The 16,967-nt window shown below is 50.7% G+C and carries 14 protein-coding genes; 7 read left to right on the top strand and 7 right to left on the bottom strand.

What is annotated here, in order from left to right; all coding sequences use genetic code 11:
• Positions 1 to 31: 31 nt before the first annotated feature.
• The 6 genes from UF06_RS06355 to crp all read left to right on the top strand — a co-directional run bounded on the left by UF06_RS06355 (position 32) and on the right by crp (position 5,713).
• A complete protein-coding gene (locus UF06_RS06355) occupies positions 32 to 1,954 on the top strand; it encodes an ABC transporter ATP-binding protein (RefSeq protein ID WP_045569699.1) in 1,923 nt (640 codons plus the stop codon).
• The gene (locus tag UF06_RS06350; RefSeq protein ID WP_045569698.1) at positions 1,951 to 2,433 is read left to right on the top strand and encodes a TIGR02444 family protein; all 483 of its coding nucleotides are present in this window, start codon (positions 1,951 to 1,953) and stop codon (positions 2,431 to 2,433) included. Before UF06_RS06355 ends, UF06_RS06350 begins: the two co-directional genes overlap by 4 nt.
• A gap of 171 nt (positions 2,434 to 2,604) precedes the next feature.
• A complete protein-coding gene (locus UF06_RS06345; protein WP_045569697.1) occupies positions 2,605 to 3,582 on the top strand; it encodes a hydrolase in 978 nt (325 codons plus the stop codon).
• A 43-nt stretch (positions 3,583 to 3,625) separates the two neighbouring features.
• Entirely contained in the window at positions 3,626 to 3,838 is a 213-nt protein-coding gene (locus UF06_RS06340) for a YheU family protein (protein WP_045569696.1), read from the top strand.
• Positions 3,839 to 3,968: 130 nt separating this feature from the next.
• The gene (locus UF06_RS06335; protein WP_039436832.1) at positions 3,969 to 4,838 is read left to right on the top strand and encodes a phosphoribulokinase; all 870 of its coding nucleotides are present in this window, start codon (positions 3,969 to 3,971) and stop codon (positions 4,836 to 4,838) included.
• Positions 4,839 to 5,080: 242 nt separating this feature from the next.
• On the top strand, positions 5,081 to 5,713 hold the full coding sequence (gene crp / locus UF06_RS06330; protein ID WP_011079297.1) for a cAMP-activated global transcriptional regulator CRP: 633 nt from the start codon (positions 5,081 to 5,083) through the stop codon (positions 5,711 to 5,713).
• A 75-nt stretch (positions 5,714 to 5,788) separates the two neighbouring features.
• On the opposite strand, the gene UF06_RS06325 is transcribed toward crp, so the two are convergent.
• From UF06_RS06325 to UF06_RS06305, 5 genes are all read right to left on the bottom strand, one after another.
• Positions 5,789 to 6,580, bottom strand: coding sequence for a DUF1338 domain-containing protein (locus tag UF06_RS06325; protein ID WP_045569695.1), 792 nt, complete (start codon positions 6,578 to 6,580; stop codon positions 5,789 to 5,791).
• Between the two features lie 183 nt (positions 6,581 to 6,763).
• A complete protein-coding gene (gene astD, locus UF06_RS06320; protein WP_045569694.1) occupies positions 6,764 to 8,221 on the bottom strand; it encodes a succinylglutamate-semialdehyde dehydrogenase in 1,458 nt (485 codons plus the stop codon).
• A gap of 17 nt (positions 8,222 to 8,238) precedes the next feature.
• On the bottom strand, positions 8,239 to 9,258 hold the full coding sequence (gene astA / locus UF06_RS06315; RefSeq protein WP_045569693.1) for an arginine N-succinyltransferase: 1,020 nt from the start codon (positions 9,256 to 9,258) through the stop codon (positions 8,239 to 8,241).
• Between the two features lie 99 nt (positions 9,259 to 9,357).
• On the bottom strand, positions 9,358 to 10,569 hold the full coding sequence (locus UF06_RS06310; protein WP_045569692.1) for an aspartate aminotransferase family protein: 1,212 nt from the start codon (positions 10,567 to 10,569) through the stop codon (positions 9,358 to 9,360).
• A 367-nt stretch (positions 10,570 to 10,936) separates the two neighbouring features.
• Positions 10,937 to 11,515, bottom strand: coding sequence for an aminodeoxychorismate/anthranilate synthase component II (locus UF06_RS06305; RefSeq protein WP_045569691.1), 579 nt, complete (start codon positions 11,513 to 11,515; stop codon positions 10,937 to 10,939).
• Positions 11,516 to 11,686: 171 nt separating this feature from the next.
• Here UF06_RS06305 and UF06_RS06300 point away from each other — a divergent pair, with 171 nt between their 5' ends.
• Positions 11,687 to 12,958 carry an FAD/NAD(P)-binding oxidoreductase gene (locus UF06_RS06300; protein WP_045569690.1) on the top strand — a complete coding sequence of 424 codons (1,272 nt, stop codon included), beginning with the start codon at positions 11,687 to 11,689 and terminating at the stop codon, positions 12,956 to 12,958.
• A gap of 85 nt (positions 12,959 to 13,043) precedes the next feature.
• Here UF06_RS06300 and UF06_RS06295 read toward each other — a convergent pair whose 3' ends face one another.
• Both UF06_RS06295 and UF06_RS06290 read right to left on the bottom strand, forming a co-directional pair.
• Complete coding sequence (locus UF06_RS06295; RefSeq protein ID WP_045569689.1) at positions 13,044 to 13,940, bottom strand: endonuclease; 897 nt, start codon at positions 13,938 to 13,940, stop codon at positions 13,044 to 13,046.
• A gap of 46 nt (positions 13,941 to 13,986) precedes the next feature.
• Entirely contained in the window at positions 13,987 to 16,899 is a 2,913-nt protein-coding gene (locus tag UF06_RS06290) for an ExeM/NucH family extracellular endonuclease (protein WP_045569688.1), read from the bottom strand.
• Between the last annotated feature and the right edge of the window lie 68 nt (positions 16,900 to 16,967).

Genomic DNA, 16,967 nt, shown 5'->3' with positions numbered 1-16,967 from the left:
AGACTATTCGGCATCAACTGAGCTCAGCGATATGATTACCTTTTCCGACATTCAACTGCTCCGCGGCGGTTTCCCGCTTCTGGATCAAACTTCTGCAACCATTCATCCGGGAGACAAAATTGGTCTGGTCGGCAAGAACGGCTGCGGTAAATCGACCCTGTTTGCTCTGATTAAAGATGAGCTTTCTACCGACGCAGGCTCGTTTAGCAAACCAGCGCACTGGGAACTGGCTTGGGTTGCTCAGGAAACTCCAGCCCTTGAGCGCAGAGCAATTGAATATGTGATTGATGGCGATCGCGAATATCGCGACTTGGAAGCGCAACTCGCTGCCGCAGAAGAAGCCGACAACGGCACCTTAGTCGCGGATATCCATGGCAAAATTGAAACCATCGGCGGCTACAGTATTCGCGCACGCGCGTCAGAATTGCTTGATGGTCTCGGCTTTAGCCAAGAGCAGATGAGCTGGAACCTGACCCAATTTTCGGGTGGTTGGCGGATGCGCTTAAACTTGGCCCAAGCGCTGCTGTGTCGCTCCGACTTGCTACTACTGGACGAGCCCACCAACCACTTGGATCTCGATGCGGTAATGTGGCTGGAACGCTGGCTGCAATCTTACCCGGGCACCCTGATGCTGATCTCGCACGACCGCGACTTCCTTGATCCGATCGTCAATCGCATCATTCATATCGAAAACCAGAAGCTCAACGAATACACTGGTAACTACTCTTCGTTTGAAAACCAACGCGCGCAAAAGCTGATCTTGCAACAATCGATGTTTGAAAAACAGCAGAAGCAGATGACGCACATGCAAAGCTACATCGACCGCTTCCGCTACAAAGCGTCTAAAGCGCGCCAAGCGCAAAGCCGCATCAAAGCGCTAGAGAAGTTGGAAAAGGTGCTGCCGGCTCAGTTTGATAACCCGTTCAGCTTTGAATTTCGCGAGCCCACAGCGCTGCCAAATCCAATCATGATGATGGATGAAGTCTCCGCCGGTTACGGTGATAAACTGATTTTGCAACAAATCCGCCTTAATCTGGTTCCCGGCAGCCGCATTGGTCTGCTTGGGCGCAACGGCGCAGGTAAATCGACGTTAATCAAACTGCTCTCGGGCGAGCTCAAAGCGCAAGGTGGCGATTTGACTTTCTCTCAAGGGGTCAAAATTGGCTATTTTGCGCAGCATCAGTTGGAAACGTTGCACCCAGAAGAGACGCCACTGCAACACATGATGCAGATAGCGCCAGACAAAACCGAGCAGGAACTGCGTAACTATCTGGGCAGTTTTGGTTTTCATGGCGACAAAGCACTGGAAAAAGTGGCTCCCTTCTCGGGCGGCGAGAAAGCACGCTTAGTGCTGGCACTGATTGTGTGGCAAAAGCCCAACCTGTTGCTGCTCGATGAACCGACCAACCACCTTGATCTCGACATGCGTCAGGCGCTGACGTTGGCCTTGCAAACTTTCGAAGGGGCTATGGTGATTGTGTCGCACGACCGCTACTTACTGCGTGCCACCACCGATGATCTCTATCTGGTGCACGACCGCCAAGTGGCTCCCTTTGATGGCGATCTCAACGATTACTACAAGTGGCTGACAGAGCAACAGAAAGCCGAACGCAAAGAAGCGCAAGCCGAGCTGCCAGCCAAAGATGGCAACAATAGCGCAGCAGCGAAAAAAGAGCAGAAACGGCGTGAAGCGGATTTTCGTAAACTCACAGCGCCAATTCGCAAAACGCTGACACAGCTTGAAGCGAAGATGGATAAGCTCGGGCAAGCACTGGCCGAGGCTCAACAGCAATTGTCAGATAACACACTGTATGATGGCGAAAACAAAGCTAAACTTACTCAAGTACTGGCCATTCAGGCGCAAAACAAAAGTGCACTGGAAGAGGTCGAAATGGAATGGATGGCCCAGCAGGAAGTGCTAGAGCAGATGGAACAGGAGTTCAACAGTCAATGAGCAATCAACACGCCCCACTTTTACTTACGCTTGAGCGGCTGTGGCAATTCAGCCTGCAATACTATGGCGTGAAAGAAGTGAAAGCGGCGTGTTTGAGTTTGCAAAATCAGTTTAACGGCAACGTCAATCTGTTGCTGTTGCTCAAATGGCTGGATGAACAACAGCTCAGTTTCGATGAAGAGGAGTGGCACAAGTTGCAAAGCTGCTTAGGCCGCTCCGAAACGCTGCTGCATACCTATCGCGAATTACGTCGTCAGTGCAAACAGCACCTACCTGACACCCTCTATCGCGAAGCGTTGCAGTTTGAGCTGCAACTGGAAAAACAGCAACAAGCCGATCTGGTCGAATGCATTAACACACTGGCTCTGCGAGCCAATCACACTGAGCCACTCACCCAGATCTACTGCCGTCATTTAGGCGCGGCTCACCTCTATGCGGCATTTAAACCGCCCTCAGCCCCCTTGGCGAAATCCAGTTAGTTTCTGTGATCCCGAGCCCGAGTTATCGAGCTCGCCTCTGCCAGAACATTGACCCGCCTAAACAATCGGGCCTTAATAAAGTTGGCTCAACGTTGAGAAAAAGAGAGCGACACACGCAGCGGACATCACAACGCGTATTGCGAGCCAGCAACAGAACCATGAGTGAAAAGTATGACTCAATTTACTGCCGCAAGAGGGATCAAAAACCCTCACCTGCAAACCTTACTGCCCCGCTTTATCCGCAAAAAAGCGCTGTTTGAGCCCATTTGGCAAACTCTGGACACCCCAGATGGCGACTTTCTTGATCTCGCGTGGAGTGAAGACCCGAGCAATGAAAGTGCGAGTAAAAAGCCACTCTTTGTGCTGTTTCACGGTCTGGAAGGCAGCTTTTTTAGCCCCTACGCCAATGGCCTGATGTACGCCTTTGCCAACGCTGGCTGGCTGTCCGTGATGATGCATTTTCGCGGTTGCAGCGGTAAACCTAACCGCCTCGCGCGCGCGTATCACTCAGGGGAAACCGAAGACGCGCGCTATTTTTTGCAACACCTTCAGCGTCATTTTCCGCAGAATCACAAAGTGGCACTTGGCATCTCACTTGGTGGCAACATGCTGGCCAATTACCTCGCCACTTATCAAGACGCTCCTCTGGTGGACGCCGCCACCATCGTTTCCGCGCCACTGGATCTTTCGGCTTGCTCAGAGCGTATCGAGCAAGGCTTTTCTCGCATCTATCGCCGTTATTTGCTCTCGTCACTGAAAAAGAACGCCTTACAAAAGCATCATCTGCTGTCAAATGCGTTGGCCATCTCGCCCCGTTCGATCAAAAAACTCACCCGCTTGTACCAATTTGACGATCTGATTACCGCGCCACTGCACGGGTTTAAGAATGCGCTCGATTACTACCAGCAGTGCTCGGGCTTGCACAAGTTACGTGAAATCCGCATTCCTACACAGATTATTCACGCCAAAGACGATCCGTTTATGACCGATGCGGTGATCCCCAAATTTGTCCTACCCGACAACATTGACTATCGCCTGTTTGATCATGGCGGCCATGTCGGCTTTTTAACCGGCAGCGCGCTGCATCCCCGCTTTTGGTTAGAAGAATCGCTGCCGAGCTACTATGAAAGCTTGGCGGTTTCGGCATAATAGCGCGGCATTTCCTTATTGAGCATAAAGTAAAGAGGTATTTATGATCATTCCTTGGCAAGAGATCAGTGCCGATGCGCTGAGCAATTTGATCCGCGAATTTGTTCTGCGTGAAGGCACCGACTATGGCGAAAGCGAAGTCTCGTTAGAGCAAAAAATCGAGCAAGTAAAAACCCAGCTCAAGCGAGGTGAAGCGGTGATCGTTTTCTCGGAACTGCATGAAACCGTTGATATTCAGCTCAAGCAAAAATTTTAGTTGGCCGAGATTTTTACCGCACCTTATCCCATGACAAGCACGTGGAACGTGTTATAGTGGCCAAACGATTGCACATGCCGGAAGCCACATTCCGGCCCGACAGGTAAGTACTACAACGACAGGGTTTGTCATGTCAGCAAAGCATCCAATCATCGCCGTCACAGGTTCGTCCGGTGCCGGCACGACGACAACGTCAGAAGCATTTCGCAAAATGTTCAATATGATGTCCATCAAGCCCGCTTGGATTGAAGGGGACAGTTTTCACCGTTTCACTCGCCCCGAAATGGACGTTGAGATCCGCAAAGCGCGCGAGCAAGGGCGACATATCAGCTACTTTGGGCCGCAAGCCAACGATTTTCCGGCGCTGTCGGAGTTTTTCCGCCAGTACGGCAAATCGGGCACGGGTGAAGTGCGCCGTTATCTGCACACCTTTGACGAAGCCGTGCCTTACAACCAAATGCCCGGCACCTTTACCCCATGGCAAAAGCTGCCCGATAACACCGACGTACTTTTCTATGAAGGGCTGCACGGCGGGGTGGTCGATGGTGAAGTCAACGTTGCCCAGCACGTAGATTTTTTGATCGGCATGGTGCCAATAGTCAACTTGGAATGGATTCAAAAATACGTGCGCGATACGCGTGATCGCGGTCATTCGCGCGAAGCGGTGATGGATTCGATTGTGCGTTCAATGGACGACTATCTCAACTACATCACCCCGCAATTTTCACGCACTCACATTAACTTTCAGCGCGTCCCGACGGTGGATACGTCCAACCCACTCAATGCCAAAGGCATCCCGAGTTTGGATGAGAGTTTTGTGGTGATTCGCCTGCGCGGTATCAAGAACGTCGACTTCCCTTACCTATTGGCGATGATCGACGGCTCCTTTATGTCGCGACACAACACCTTAGTGGTGCCGGGAGGCAAAATGAGTTTCGCTATGGAACTGATTGTACAGCCAATCCTGCAACAACTGATTGAAACAGGCAAAATTGGCTAAAATTTGAGGCCGGTTCACGCTTACTTTTCATACCGTGATCATGTGCACAATTTTGCGTAGAAAATCCCATTCTCGACACGATTAAAATCAAGAAATCGTTTTCGAAAAAGGATACTATTTCAAACCGAAACACAAGATAGCTTGCAGCATCAATCAAGAGCTCTTATTCTAGCAAGTCTATAACAAGGCTTGGCTAAAATATGGATAGCGGCAAGCGTACCCTGCAGAGGAAGTGAGATATTATGGTTCTAGGTAAACCTCAAACCGACCCAACACTAGAGTGGTTTCTTTCACACTGTCATATTCATAAGTACCCTTCAAAAAGCACGCTGATCCACGCGGGCGAAAAAGCAGAAACTTTGTACTACATAGTGAAAGGTTCTGTTGCCGTGCTTATCAAAGACGAAGAAGGTAAAGAAATGATTCTTTCTTACCTGAACCAAGGTGACTTTATCGGTGAACTAGGCTTGTTTGAAGAAGGCCAAGAGCGTACTGCCTGGGTTCGTGCAAAATCTCCTTGTGAAGTGGCTGAAATTTCATTCAAGAAATTCCGTCAGTTAATCCAAGTCAACCCAGACATTCTCATGCGCTTGTCAGCACAGATGGCAAGCCGTCTACAAGTGACCAGCCAGAAAGTGGGCGATTTGGCATTCTTGGACGTGACTGGCCGCATCGCTCAGACACTACTGAACCTAGCCAAACAACCCGACGCAATGACGCACCCAGACGGCATGCAGATCAAGATCACTCGTCAAGAGATTGGTCAGATTGTTGGTTGTTCGCGTGAAACCGTTGGCCGCATTCTGAAAATGCTGGAAGAGCAGAACCTTATCTCTGCGCACGGCAAAACCATTGTTGTTTACGGGACTCGTTAATTTCACGCCAGAAATCGACGTTCAAATTGCAAAAAGCCACCCTGCGGTGGCTTTTTTGTTGGTTCGTGATGCGTCTTAGCCGTTGGTGCTTTCAAAGATCTTGTCTGCCGACGCGGCCACAAAACCTGGGTACAGATCGCCGTTTTCCATCGGGTAGCGTTTGGCAAACTCGTAAAAACCACCGGGAATGATTTCACTGCCTTCAATAAACTGCACCGCCACTTTATCTGCCATCGTGGAAGATTGCTCCAGCAGCACTTCCGGCGTGCCCTTCACTTCACCGCCAATTTCATTGATGGTAAAGCCCGCTTGACGTAAGTGATCGTTCACGCCTTTCACCGAGTCAAATGCTTTGAGCTGATTGACGCTGACCGTAAAGTGATTCGCGCCGTAACCATGCGCCGCCAACCAAGAGGCATATTCACTCTCTTTTGCCAGCGTTTGATAGTCCGCAAAACTCAAGTCCCACAAGCGACCAGCGTAAAGGAACTCGTGGCCTTGCAATTGGCTTGTATCCACTTGAGCAACCAGTTTTTTCACAATCGCTTGCAGCGCCTCTGAGCATTCATCGATTTTCAGCGCACTGATGAAGACTTTAGGCTGAGTCGGATCAGGGTGCTCAAAATGTTTGGCTACTAATTTTTTGCTTTCAAACAGATAGTCGCCACACGCTTTGTAGCCTAATTCGATAAACGGTTTCGCCAGAGTTTCAATGCCAAGCGGCTCGACGTTAAACGTTCGTAGCGCGATATGGTCGTTGATCAGGGCTACATCTTCTTGCAATAGTTGATGCACTTTCGCCGCGGAAGGACACAGGCGTTGGATATAGTCGTTCCATAGCGATTCAAATAACACAGCTGGCGTCATAACGCCTCCTTGTTGTATCGGTTCACATTATCAGAGTATCGGGAGTGGACTGCGGCGGTGCGTGCAGAAATCACCGCCGCAATCCTCAACCTGTGACGTTCATGGTTTGAAAGCAAACAAGCCTGCACTACCAATGATGGCTCGAAGTAGCGCAGGTCAGAGACCTAAAGGTCGTTATCGTTATTAAAGTTCCACACCCGGGCTAAGCGTGGCGGGTAGTTCCGTTTGCACCCCTTCCATTGATGCCATTGGGTACGCGCAATAATCGGCGGCATAGTAAGCACTCGGGCGTAAGTTGCCCGACGCGCCCGGTCCGCCAAATGGCGCATCGCCACTGGCGCCCGTCAGTTGGCGGTTGCGATTGACAATGCCAGCACGGATGTGATCGACAAAGTACGCCCACTCGTTATCGTCGGTCGAGACTAACCCAGCCGACAAACCAAAACGGGTGTCATTCGCCAGCTCAACCGCACGCTCGAGTCCTTGATAGCGCACCACTTGCAGCAGTGGTCCAAAGTACTCTTCGTCAGGCAAATCTGCGATCTGAGTGACATCAATAATTCCCGGTGAAACAAAGGCGGCCTCGCCCGCTTTGGCTTCAATTAAGCTTTCACCGCCGAGCGACTGCAGATTGGCCTGTGCGTCTAAGATAAAGCGCGCGGCCGCCTCAGAAATTTGTGGCCCCATAAAAGGCGCAGGGTCGGCAAACGGCTGATCAACTTTAAGTTTTTGCACCGCGTCAACCAGACGAGTAATGAGTGCGTCGCCCTTTTCCCCCAGCGGCACATACAAACGGCGTGCACAAGTACAGCGCTGACCAGCACTGATAAATGCCGATTGAATGATGGTGTAAACCGTCGCCTCAAGATCGCCGTACTGCTCTGAAATCACCATCGGGTTGTTGCCGCCCATTTCCAGTGCCAGCATCTTGCCGGGTTGACCAGCAAACTGACGATGCAGCAGATGGCCCGTGTTGGCGCTGCCAGTAAACAGCAGGCCGTCGATGCCTTTGGACTGCGACAAGGCAATCCCAGTCTCTTTACCACCTTGTACTAGGTTTAGCACGCCACTTGGCAGACCCGCTTCTTGCCACAGTTTCATCGCAAGCTCTCCCGTCCAAGGCGTTTGCTCGGACGGTTTAAACACCACGGTATTGCCAGCTAACAGTGCGGGCACAATGTGACCGTTTGGTAAGTGCGCCGGGAAGTTATACGGGCCAAAGACGGCCATCACACCCAGTGGGCGGTGGCGCAAGACAATTTGGTTGCCAGCGGCTTCTTTTTGCGACTCGCCAGTGCGTTCATGATAAGCGCGGATCGAAATGGCAATTTTGCCTGCCATCGCTGCCGCTTCCGTGCGCGTCTCCCACAGCGGTTTGCCGGTCTCTTTGGCGATCACTTGAGCAATCTCTTCGCTGCGCGCTTTAACACGCTCGGCAAAGGCCAGCACGTAGGCTTCGCGCTCGGCAAACGTGAGCTTCTTCCAGCTCAGAAAGGCGTGACGCGCCGCTTTCACTGCTTGCTCGACTTGCGGCTCAGTGGCACCTTTGCCACGCCAAACCACTTGGTTGTCATAAGGCGACAAGGAGGTGAACTCTTCGCCTTGCCCTTCTACCCATTCACCTGCAATCCACTGTGTCATCGTCTTTCCCTTAATCATTACTGCGCTAGCATGCGTACGTATTCGCCATCTTCCACCATCAGAGCCTGGGCCACTTTCGGTGACAAAATCACACTGGAAGAGGCTTGGTCATACGCGGCTTTGGCTGCCGTGGCGCGGAAGTTTTCAAATGAGGTATTGGCTATTAAAAAGTCTTGCGAGCTGGAGTGCTCCGCAACGCGCACTTTCGCTCGCACTGAGTGGCGTACCGATTCAATATTACGTAGGTCACACTCCACCGTGGGGCCGCCATCAAAGATGTCAACGTAACCACGGCTGGTAAAGCCTTCTTTCTCAAGCAGCTTGAGCGCTGGACGAGTATTTTCATGTACCACGCCGATCACCGCTTGCGCTTCTGGGCTCAGCAGGTTGATGTAAATCGGCAGCTTAGGCATTAAATCGGCGATGAAGCCTTTTTTGCCGATACCAGTGAGGTAATCCGCCATGGTGAAATCGATGGAGAAGAAATGGTCCTGAAGCCATTGCCAAAATGGCGAGTTGCCATTGGCATCCGACACCCCACGCATCTCGGCGAAAATGGTTTTCGAGAAGCGATGCGGATGTTCGGCCATCATCAAAAAGCGGCATTTCGACATCAAGCGACCGTTGAGCCCTTCACGGAATTTTTCCCGCAAGAACAAGGTACAAATTTCACTACAACCGGTGTAGTTGTTGCCAAAAGTGAGCAGCTTCACCACGTTGTTGACGCCAAGTTTTGGCGAGGAATGGACAATTTTGCTGATGTGGTACGAGTAAAAAGGCACGTCCCAACCAATCGCCGCTTCAATACCTGTGGTTCCGGCGACTTCACCGCTTTCGGCATCAACGCCGACCATCAGGTAGCCTTCATCGCCCGGCTCACAAACGTCGTGTTTGGCAAAGCTGTATTCAGAGTGTGTAATTCGATTGGTTAACAGTTCTTCATTAACCGGCAGAGATGTGAATCCGTGTCCCGATTCCACTGCACATGTGTGCAGTGCGTCATAGTCCGACATTGCAATAGGGCGAACAACTAGCATCAATACTCCCTCCAGATGCATAGAAGGCCCTAGGTTTACTACCTAGGATGTGATGTAGACGCCCGCCGCTTCCTGGGTAGGCGTCTGTTTGAGAAGCGTTTAAACCAGAGTGGCGATTGCTTTATCCAGTTTCGCCAAGCCTTCTTCTATTTCTTGTTTAGTGATCACCAGTGATGGTGTAAAGCGCACCACGTTCATGCCCGCCACCAGCACCAGCAGTCCCTCTTTACCCGCAGCAACCAAAATATCGCGTGCGCGGCCTTGCCACTCTTGATTAAGCGCCGCGCCGAGCAACAAGCCTTTGCCACGGATTTCAGAGAAAATCTGATATTTATCGTTAATTTTGCTTAACCCTTCACGAAACAGTGCTTCGCGCTCTTTCACGCCTTGCAAGGTTTCTGGCTTGGAGACTTCCGACACCACCGCTTCCGCGACTGCACAAGCGAGCGGGTTACCACCGTAAGTCGAACCGTGAGTGCCCACTTTCATGTGCGCGGCCAGTTTTTCTGTCGTCAGCATCGCGCCAATTGGAAAGCCGCCACCGAGTGATTTGGCGGTGCTGAGAATATCAGGCGTCACACCAAGGCCTTGATAAGCATAAAAATCACCTGTACGTCCGTTGCCCGTTTGCACTTCATCAAAAATGAGCAGGGCATTGTGCTTGTCGCACAGCTCGCGCACGGTTTGCACGAACTCAGGCGTCGGTGGCACGATACCGCCTTCCCCTTGCAGCGGTTCCATCATCACCGCACAAGTGCGATCGGAAATGTGCGCTTGCAGGGCATCGATATCGTTGTAAGGCAGATGCGTCACATCGCCGGGTTTTGGACCGAAACCATCTGAGTAAGCTGCTTGACCACCGACGGTCACAGTAAAGAAAGTACGTCCGTGGAAACCTTGTTTAAAAGCAATGATTTCAGATTTTTCCGCACCGTAAACGTCCGCTGCGTAACGACGAGCCAGTTTCAGCGCCGCTTCGTTCGCTTCCGCACCCGAGTTGGCAAAGAAGACGCGCTCGGCAAAGCTCACTTCGGTCAGTTTTTTCGCCAGTCGCAATGCGGGCTCGTTGGTCATGACATTACTTAAATGCCACAGTTTACCCGCTTGCTCAGTCAGCGCTTTAACCATAACCGGATGACAGTGGCCCAGACAACTCACCGCGATTCCGCCCGCGAAATCGATGTATTCCTTGCCGTTTTGATCCCAAATACGTGAACCTTCACCTTTCACTGGGATCATCTCCATTGGGTTGTAGCAAGGCACCATCACCTCATCAAACAAACCACGATCTACTTTCATTTCCACTGTCATTGCACATTCCTTCTTGATACCGCACGCCTAGCAGAGAGCGAATCCAACCGACTGTGACTGGCCGGCAAATATTGTTTTGCATTTAAGCTGATGCGGCATTGTATTTACAATTAATTAACGAATTCAATAGTGAAATATTCTTTTTACAGCCCGGAGGAATACCCAATAGTCACTATTCATGATTATTTATGCATCATATTCCGCAAATTATGAAGCATTTTTTTAATCGATCAACAAATCACTTGGTTTAATGGCAAAATGGGAAGGGGAAAGCAAAAAGTGGCGAATAGTTTTGCACTTCGCCTTGGCTGAAAAAAAGATGAAGAAAATGTTAAGAATGGTGATCAAGATCAGGGTTAGGCGCGACTCAACGAGCGAGAAAATTGGCCAGCAACGCGTGCCCTTGCTCGGTTTTGATCGACTCAGGATGAAACTGCACGGCGTCAATCGGCAGCGTTTTGTGCTGATAGCCCATGATTTCGTCGATACTGCCATCTGCCAGCGTCGTCCAAGCAGTGAGTTCAAAGTCGGCAGGTAAGGTGCCATTTTTGACCACCAGCGAATGGTAGCGGGTAACGGTAAGTGGATTGTTCAAACCGCGAAAGACACTTTTCCCATTGTGCTCAATGGCTGAGGTTTTACCATGCATTACTTGCCGTGCGCGTACCACTTCCCCACCAAAGGCTTGGGCGATCGCCTGATGGCCAAGACAGACGCCGAGGATCGGCAGTTTACCCGCAAAGTGTGTGATCGCCGCTAAAGAGATACCCGCCTCATTGGGCGTACATGGCCCGGGGGAAATCACCAGATGGGTCGGTTGAAGACGCTCGATCTCGGCAATATCGATCTCGTCATTACGCACCACGTGCACATCAGCACCCAGTTCACAGAAATACTGGTAGAGGTTGTATGTAAACGAGTCGTAGTTGTCGATGATCAGCAGCATAAATTTGTCTTAGCCTAGATGAAAACTTTAGCATTCTACGAATCCGGCTTACAGATTCAATCAATAACACGCTTTTCCTTCACTTTATGATCCAGACGACACTTCCGCTTTGGCAGTTCATCATTATTTTCCTAAAATTACTTTAGCAATAGCTAATAAAGGAAATTAAAAATGAAGAGAACCATAGTCATTGGTGCCGGTTTAGGTGGCATGTCGGTCGTGTATGAACTCAGACAAAAATTGCCCAGCGATCATGAAGTCATGCTCATTAACGAAGGATCGGAGTTTCATTTTATTCCATCCAATCCATGGGTGGCATTGGGAGAACGCACCAAAGAGCAAGTCGTTTTAGAACTCACGCCTTATGTAAAAAAATTTAATATTCCTTTCAATGTCTCTGGTGTGGCACACATTGATGCCAAAGCATGCCGACTAAAAACGGGCGATGGTGAAGAATATCATTACGACTATTTGGTGATCTGCACAGGGCCTAAATTGGCATTTGAAGCCGTACCGGGAGCCGGACCAGAAAATGGCTTTACCCAATCGATTTGCACGGTTGATCACGCTGTTAAATCCCATCAAGCCTATCAACAGTTGGTTGAAAACCCAGGCCCCGTCATCGTTGGGGCACTGCAAGGCGCAAGTTGTTTCGGCCCGGCCTACGAATACATTCTCTCTCTGGAAAGCCAATTGCGAAAACTGAAAGTGCGCGACCGTGTTCCAATGACCTTTGTAACCAGTGAACCGTACGTGGGTCATATGGGATTGGGTGGCGTAGGGGATTCCAAAGCGCTGATGGAACATGAGTTTCGCGAGAGGGGCATCAAATGGATCTGCAACGCCAGAACCACGCACTTTGAGGACGGTACGGCACACATTGAAGAACTCAATCGCAAAGGTGAAGTGGATTTTGAACATCACCTGCCCTTCACCATGGCAATGTTTCTACCACCGTTTAAAGGTGCAGCGCCGATTGCTGCGGTTCCTGAGCTCTGCAATCCCAAAGGGTTTGTACTCACCGACGAATATCAACGCAGCCCTGTCTACCCTGAAATTTTTGCGGCTGGCGTGTGTGTAGCCATCCCTCCCTTGGAAGAAACACCGGTTCCTGTCGGTGCACCAAAAACGGGCTTTATGATTGAATCCATGACGACGACGATTGTGGAAAACATTCTCAGCCTAGAAAAAGGCGAACAGATGCATACCAAACCGACCTTGAACGCACTATGCCTTGCTGACATGGGAGATAAAGGCGCGGCCTTTGTTGCCCTACCACAGAATCCCCCACGTAATACCAACTGGACCGGGATGGGACAATGGGTGCATTTAGCCAAAATCGCCTTCGAAAAGTATTTCCTCTACAAAGTGAAAAAAGGCACCAGCGAGCCAATCTATGAGAAGTACATTTTGAAAGCGGCAGGCATTGAACGCACTAAGTGAGTGTTAAACAGAGAAGTGATGGATGGGTGGACATAGGCCAGCATGCGCTGGCCTTGGATAGTAAGGGTTATATCCCGTTCGAAATCTACTGCGTACAATCTTTGCGGAAGATAGACTCGGCCCAGTGTGGGTTATCTACGAACGGGTTGCGGTTGCCCTGAATCTTCTGAATCTTGGCGTTGCGTTCAAACTCGAAATTGTCCACCGGATCTTGGCTGTTCCACTCCAGCAGCACACACACATTGCCCAGCGCGGTGCCATTGTTGGTGACCGCAGGTACGAGCTCAAGATCTGGATTAGCCGGATCGCTGCTGTCTTTGCCCTCATAGCGAGTCGCCATGTAGAACATCATACGCGCCACATCGCCCTTCACGGCATCACGTGGCTCAAATGAGTCACTGTCAACGTAGTTTCCGGGCGCTTCTGTTACCGCAGAGCCGCCGTTATCGAACTCCAGATTACCTCGTCTACCATTGACCGATTCATCCGCTGGACGCAGGTGGTGGATATCGGTGTATGCGTAAGCGTTGCTGTTATCAAAGCCACCATTCGATTTCGGATAGGTATGCTCGCGGTTCCAGTTATCTTGACCCAGCGAGCCCTGACCTGATTTCTGCCCTTTCGCTTGTGAACGTCCGGTATAGAGTAGAATCACATTGTTACTGTTGTTTGGATCTTCATCGGTGATATCCAGTGCATCCCACACATCAAAGCTGCTCGAAGAGTACGGTAGCTTGATGATGCCAGTAGAGATGATTTGGTTTAGCGCCGCTTTCAGGGCATCTCCGCTCAGATCGAGCGCGCTGTCGTAGTAACCATCCGGGTTATGGGTTTCTCCCGGTGTGACCGGCGGTGTCACGATTTCCATCTGACAGGTCACGGTAGGTAACCCGCCCACCACATGAGGATCGTGGGCTTGCTGGTAAGCGGCGCTCGCACTAAACGCGCATGGAATCAGTAAAGTCAATAATGTCTTTTTCATATCTTTTGCTTAGGAGTGCAAGCACTCCTCTCCTTTAGGCAGCGAATTAGTTGAACTTACGACGTAAGAAGCCAAGGCCGAGTAACGCCAACAACGCGCCTAAGCCTGTACTACCGCCATCCGAGTCACTGCTGTTATCAGCAACCGCCACTTGTTTACGCTCTAATACCGTGCCATCAATACTGGTGGTCACCGTATATTCACCAGCGGCAATACCCGTGATAGGCACTTCGGTCCAACCTAGTGCGATCTCAAATTCATCCAACACGTCTTTGGCAACACTGGACGAGGTAGCGACAAAAGCCGCATTGGCGTCACTAAAGCTCACCACCACTTCATCACCCACTTTGAGATAAGAAGAACCCGTGTACGCGGTGAGATCGACAAGATATTTAAAACCAGCCGTTGACGGCGCTTCGAGACGCGGCTCATTGATGGGTTCGCTTGGCAGTGCAATCGGCGTCCCAACAACGATCGGCTTATCACCAGGCAGCGTTGGGTCGACAGGATCGAGCGGCTTACCCGCAAAGGCAATGTCCACCACAACAGGATCGATTTCTGCCGCGCGGTAGGCATCTGCATAGTTCTGTCCTACGCTGTGATCAGCCGCAAACAAGGCAGATTCAGCGGCATTGATATGCCAATGGCCAGCATCCAATACGTTCGCTTTCAAACCGGCGGAAGTGAGGATGTAATCCAAATTGCCACTTTCATCACCGTTCAAACTGTTGAAGCTCTTTGGTGCAACAATATCGAGCACGTTTTCGTATCCGTAGCTGGCCTCGATCACACGGCTTTCGCTATCAAACGCTTTGTCATCGACAAACGTTTGAGCTGCGGCTTTGATGACTTTGTAACCCGCTGGCAACGAGGTGCGATTGGTCAGAACGGTGATGGCGTCTTCTTTGCCATAGCTATTGAGGTTACCGAGAATCACCTTCTCACCGTCGATGTCAGCCAGTTTCTGGCCAAGATAATCGGCAGCAGAGACGCGCAAGTTCTCACATGCACCCTGTTTATCGCTATTGGAGGTATCTTCCAAACACGCTTGATCTTTATCGACAAATTGCGTTACGGCAACCGTCAGTGTTTCGTCACGATCTTTAAAAGAGAACTCAGGCACCAGCGCATCTGGCTGAGCGATGACTTGCCCACCCTCCAAGCGCTGCTCTGGCATCGCAATCACCTGAGTGGCTTTTATACCCGCAACGCTAGGGCGATAGATGACATAGTTGCTGCTCGCCAAGCGACCGATGTGCGTAAGATCTTTCTCTTTGACTATCTCATACTTTTTCGCTTCTGGCAGTTTGGCATTGACGGCAGACACCAACTGCACGATCGCAGAGCTTTCACCAAAGCCATTGTTTTCTACCCCAATCACACCAACGATGTCCGCATCGAGTGCAACCAATGCCGCAGCCAATTTAGCCGTTTGCTGTTGCAATATCGTGGCATTTTCTGCCCCCGCAGTTTGCCCTGCGCTGAGATACGGATTCGCCTCGCCATTACCAACCAAGCTATTGAAGTATTCATCGGTATTGAACGTCGCAATGCGCACGTCGCCTGATTTCAGCACAGGCGCCTGAGTACGGTTGTTGCCACGAGCGATAAAGGTGTCGTTGTTCGCCTCTTCTGTCACATACAGACGGTAGTCAGAGTGAGAATAGCCGAGCACACCTTGCAGGTTGCTCGCGCGGTCACCCACTCGAATGTAATCTTCACTCGAACCATTTTGGTCGATGTCTGTTTTACCAAACTCAGGATACCAACTAGGTTGACCTTGAGTGTCTTTGCTAAATGATTCCACCACTAGGCGGGCATCATCATTACAATCAGCCGCTTGCGCTGCTTGTTGTGTGCCGGGGAAGAAAGATTGGTTCGGGTGGACATTCACTTTGCCCTGAGTCAGCACCAAGTTGTAACGCTGTGGTCCCTCATCAAAACTGTAGCTGCGAGACACTTTCATGTCGGTGGTGGAAGTCAGCTTCACCAACATGCCTTCGTAGCGTTCTAAGGTAAAATCAAACTCTGCGTCGTCGCTGAGTGTCGTCACCGCGACCGCGCTCACGCTTCCCGTTCCGATTTTCTCGACTGCGGTCGCAGGCATTTGTGTCCAGCCGTAGTTTTCCTCAACAGGACCTGTAACACGTACTTTGTCGCCAACGGCAAGCCCATCCACACTGGCCGCCACAAAAATACCGTCCGACGTTTTCGCATCGCTATCTGGCGTTTCATCTTGCATGAAGAAACCGACTGGTAAATCCCCGTCCAACGCTTGCGTTTGAATCGCCGTGATCACCCCTTCAACGGTAAAGCTTTCGCTAGAGATAAACTTGCCGTTGGCCGGATCGGTATAAGGCGATGCCCAGCCGCTGCCTTGCAGAGCACTGATCAGCACTTGCGGCTGTGGATCTGGATCGGGATCTGGGTCAGGATCGGGATTGGTACCACCGCCGATCTCCACGTTGCCAAAATCACTCCAATCGTTCATATCCACGGTGGCAAATTTATTCGCATCATAAGTGGTGGATGGTGAGAAGTCGGTGCGTCTTAACGTAACATCTTTGTTGAAATCTTTCCCATCTCGATTCCCGACAATATCCATGATAGTGCCATCTTTCTTAATCGCGACGTCATCGTTACCGTTAAAATAAGTAACATCAGATGCAATATCCCCTTTTTCTTTGAGGTCCGCAGCCGCTCCGCTATTGATGATCACGTAGGTTTGCCCAGAGGCCAAGGTCACGCCATCGAGAGAGAGCTTATTTCCCCAATCTTTGCCGTTGCCCGCCAGTTCCACGGTGTAGCCATCAAGCAGCACTGACGCTGCGCCGACGTTTGCAATCTCAATCGCTTTGTTGTTACCACTGCCTTCAGTGATCTCCGAGATGACGATATTGGCATGCACGCTCGGTGCAACCACCGCCCCAATAGCGGCGGCAATAAGACTTTTTTTCATTGTTAACCCTCATCGGTAAACAAGTTTTTTGATGTGTGAGTGCTCGTGTTGAGCCATCCACTTGAGAA

This window comes from Vibrio sp. S234-5 (assembly GCF_000960595.1).
Lineage (GTDB): Bacteria > Pseudomonadota > Gammaproteobacteria > Enterobacterales > Vibrionaceae > Vibrio.
The sequence above is the reverse complement of the archived record's forward strand: the minus strand, read 5'-3'. Positions and strand labels throughout refer to the sequence as shown.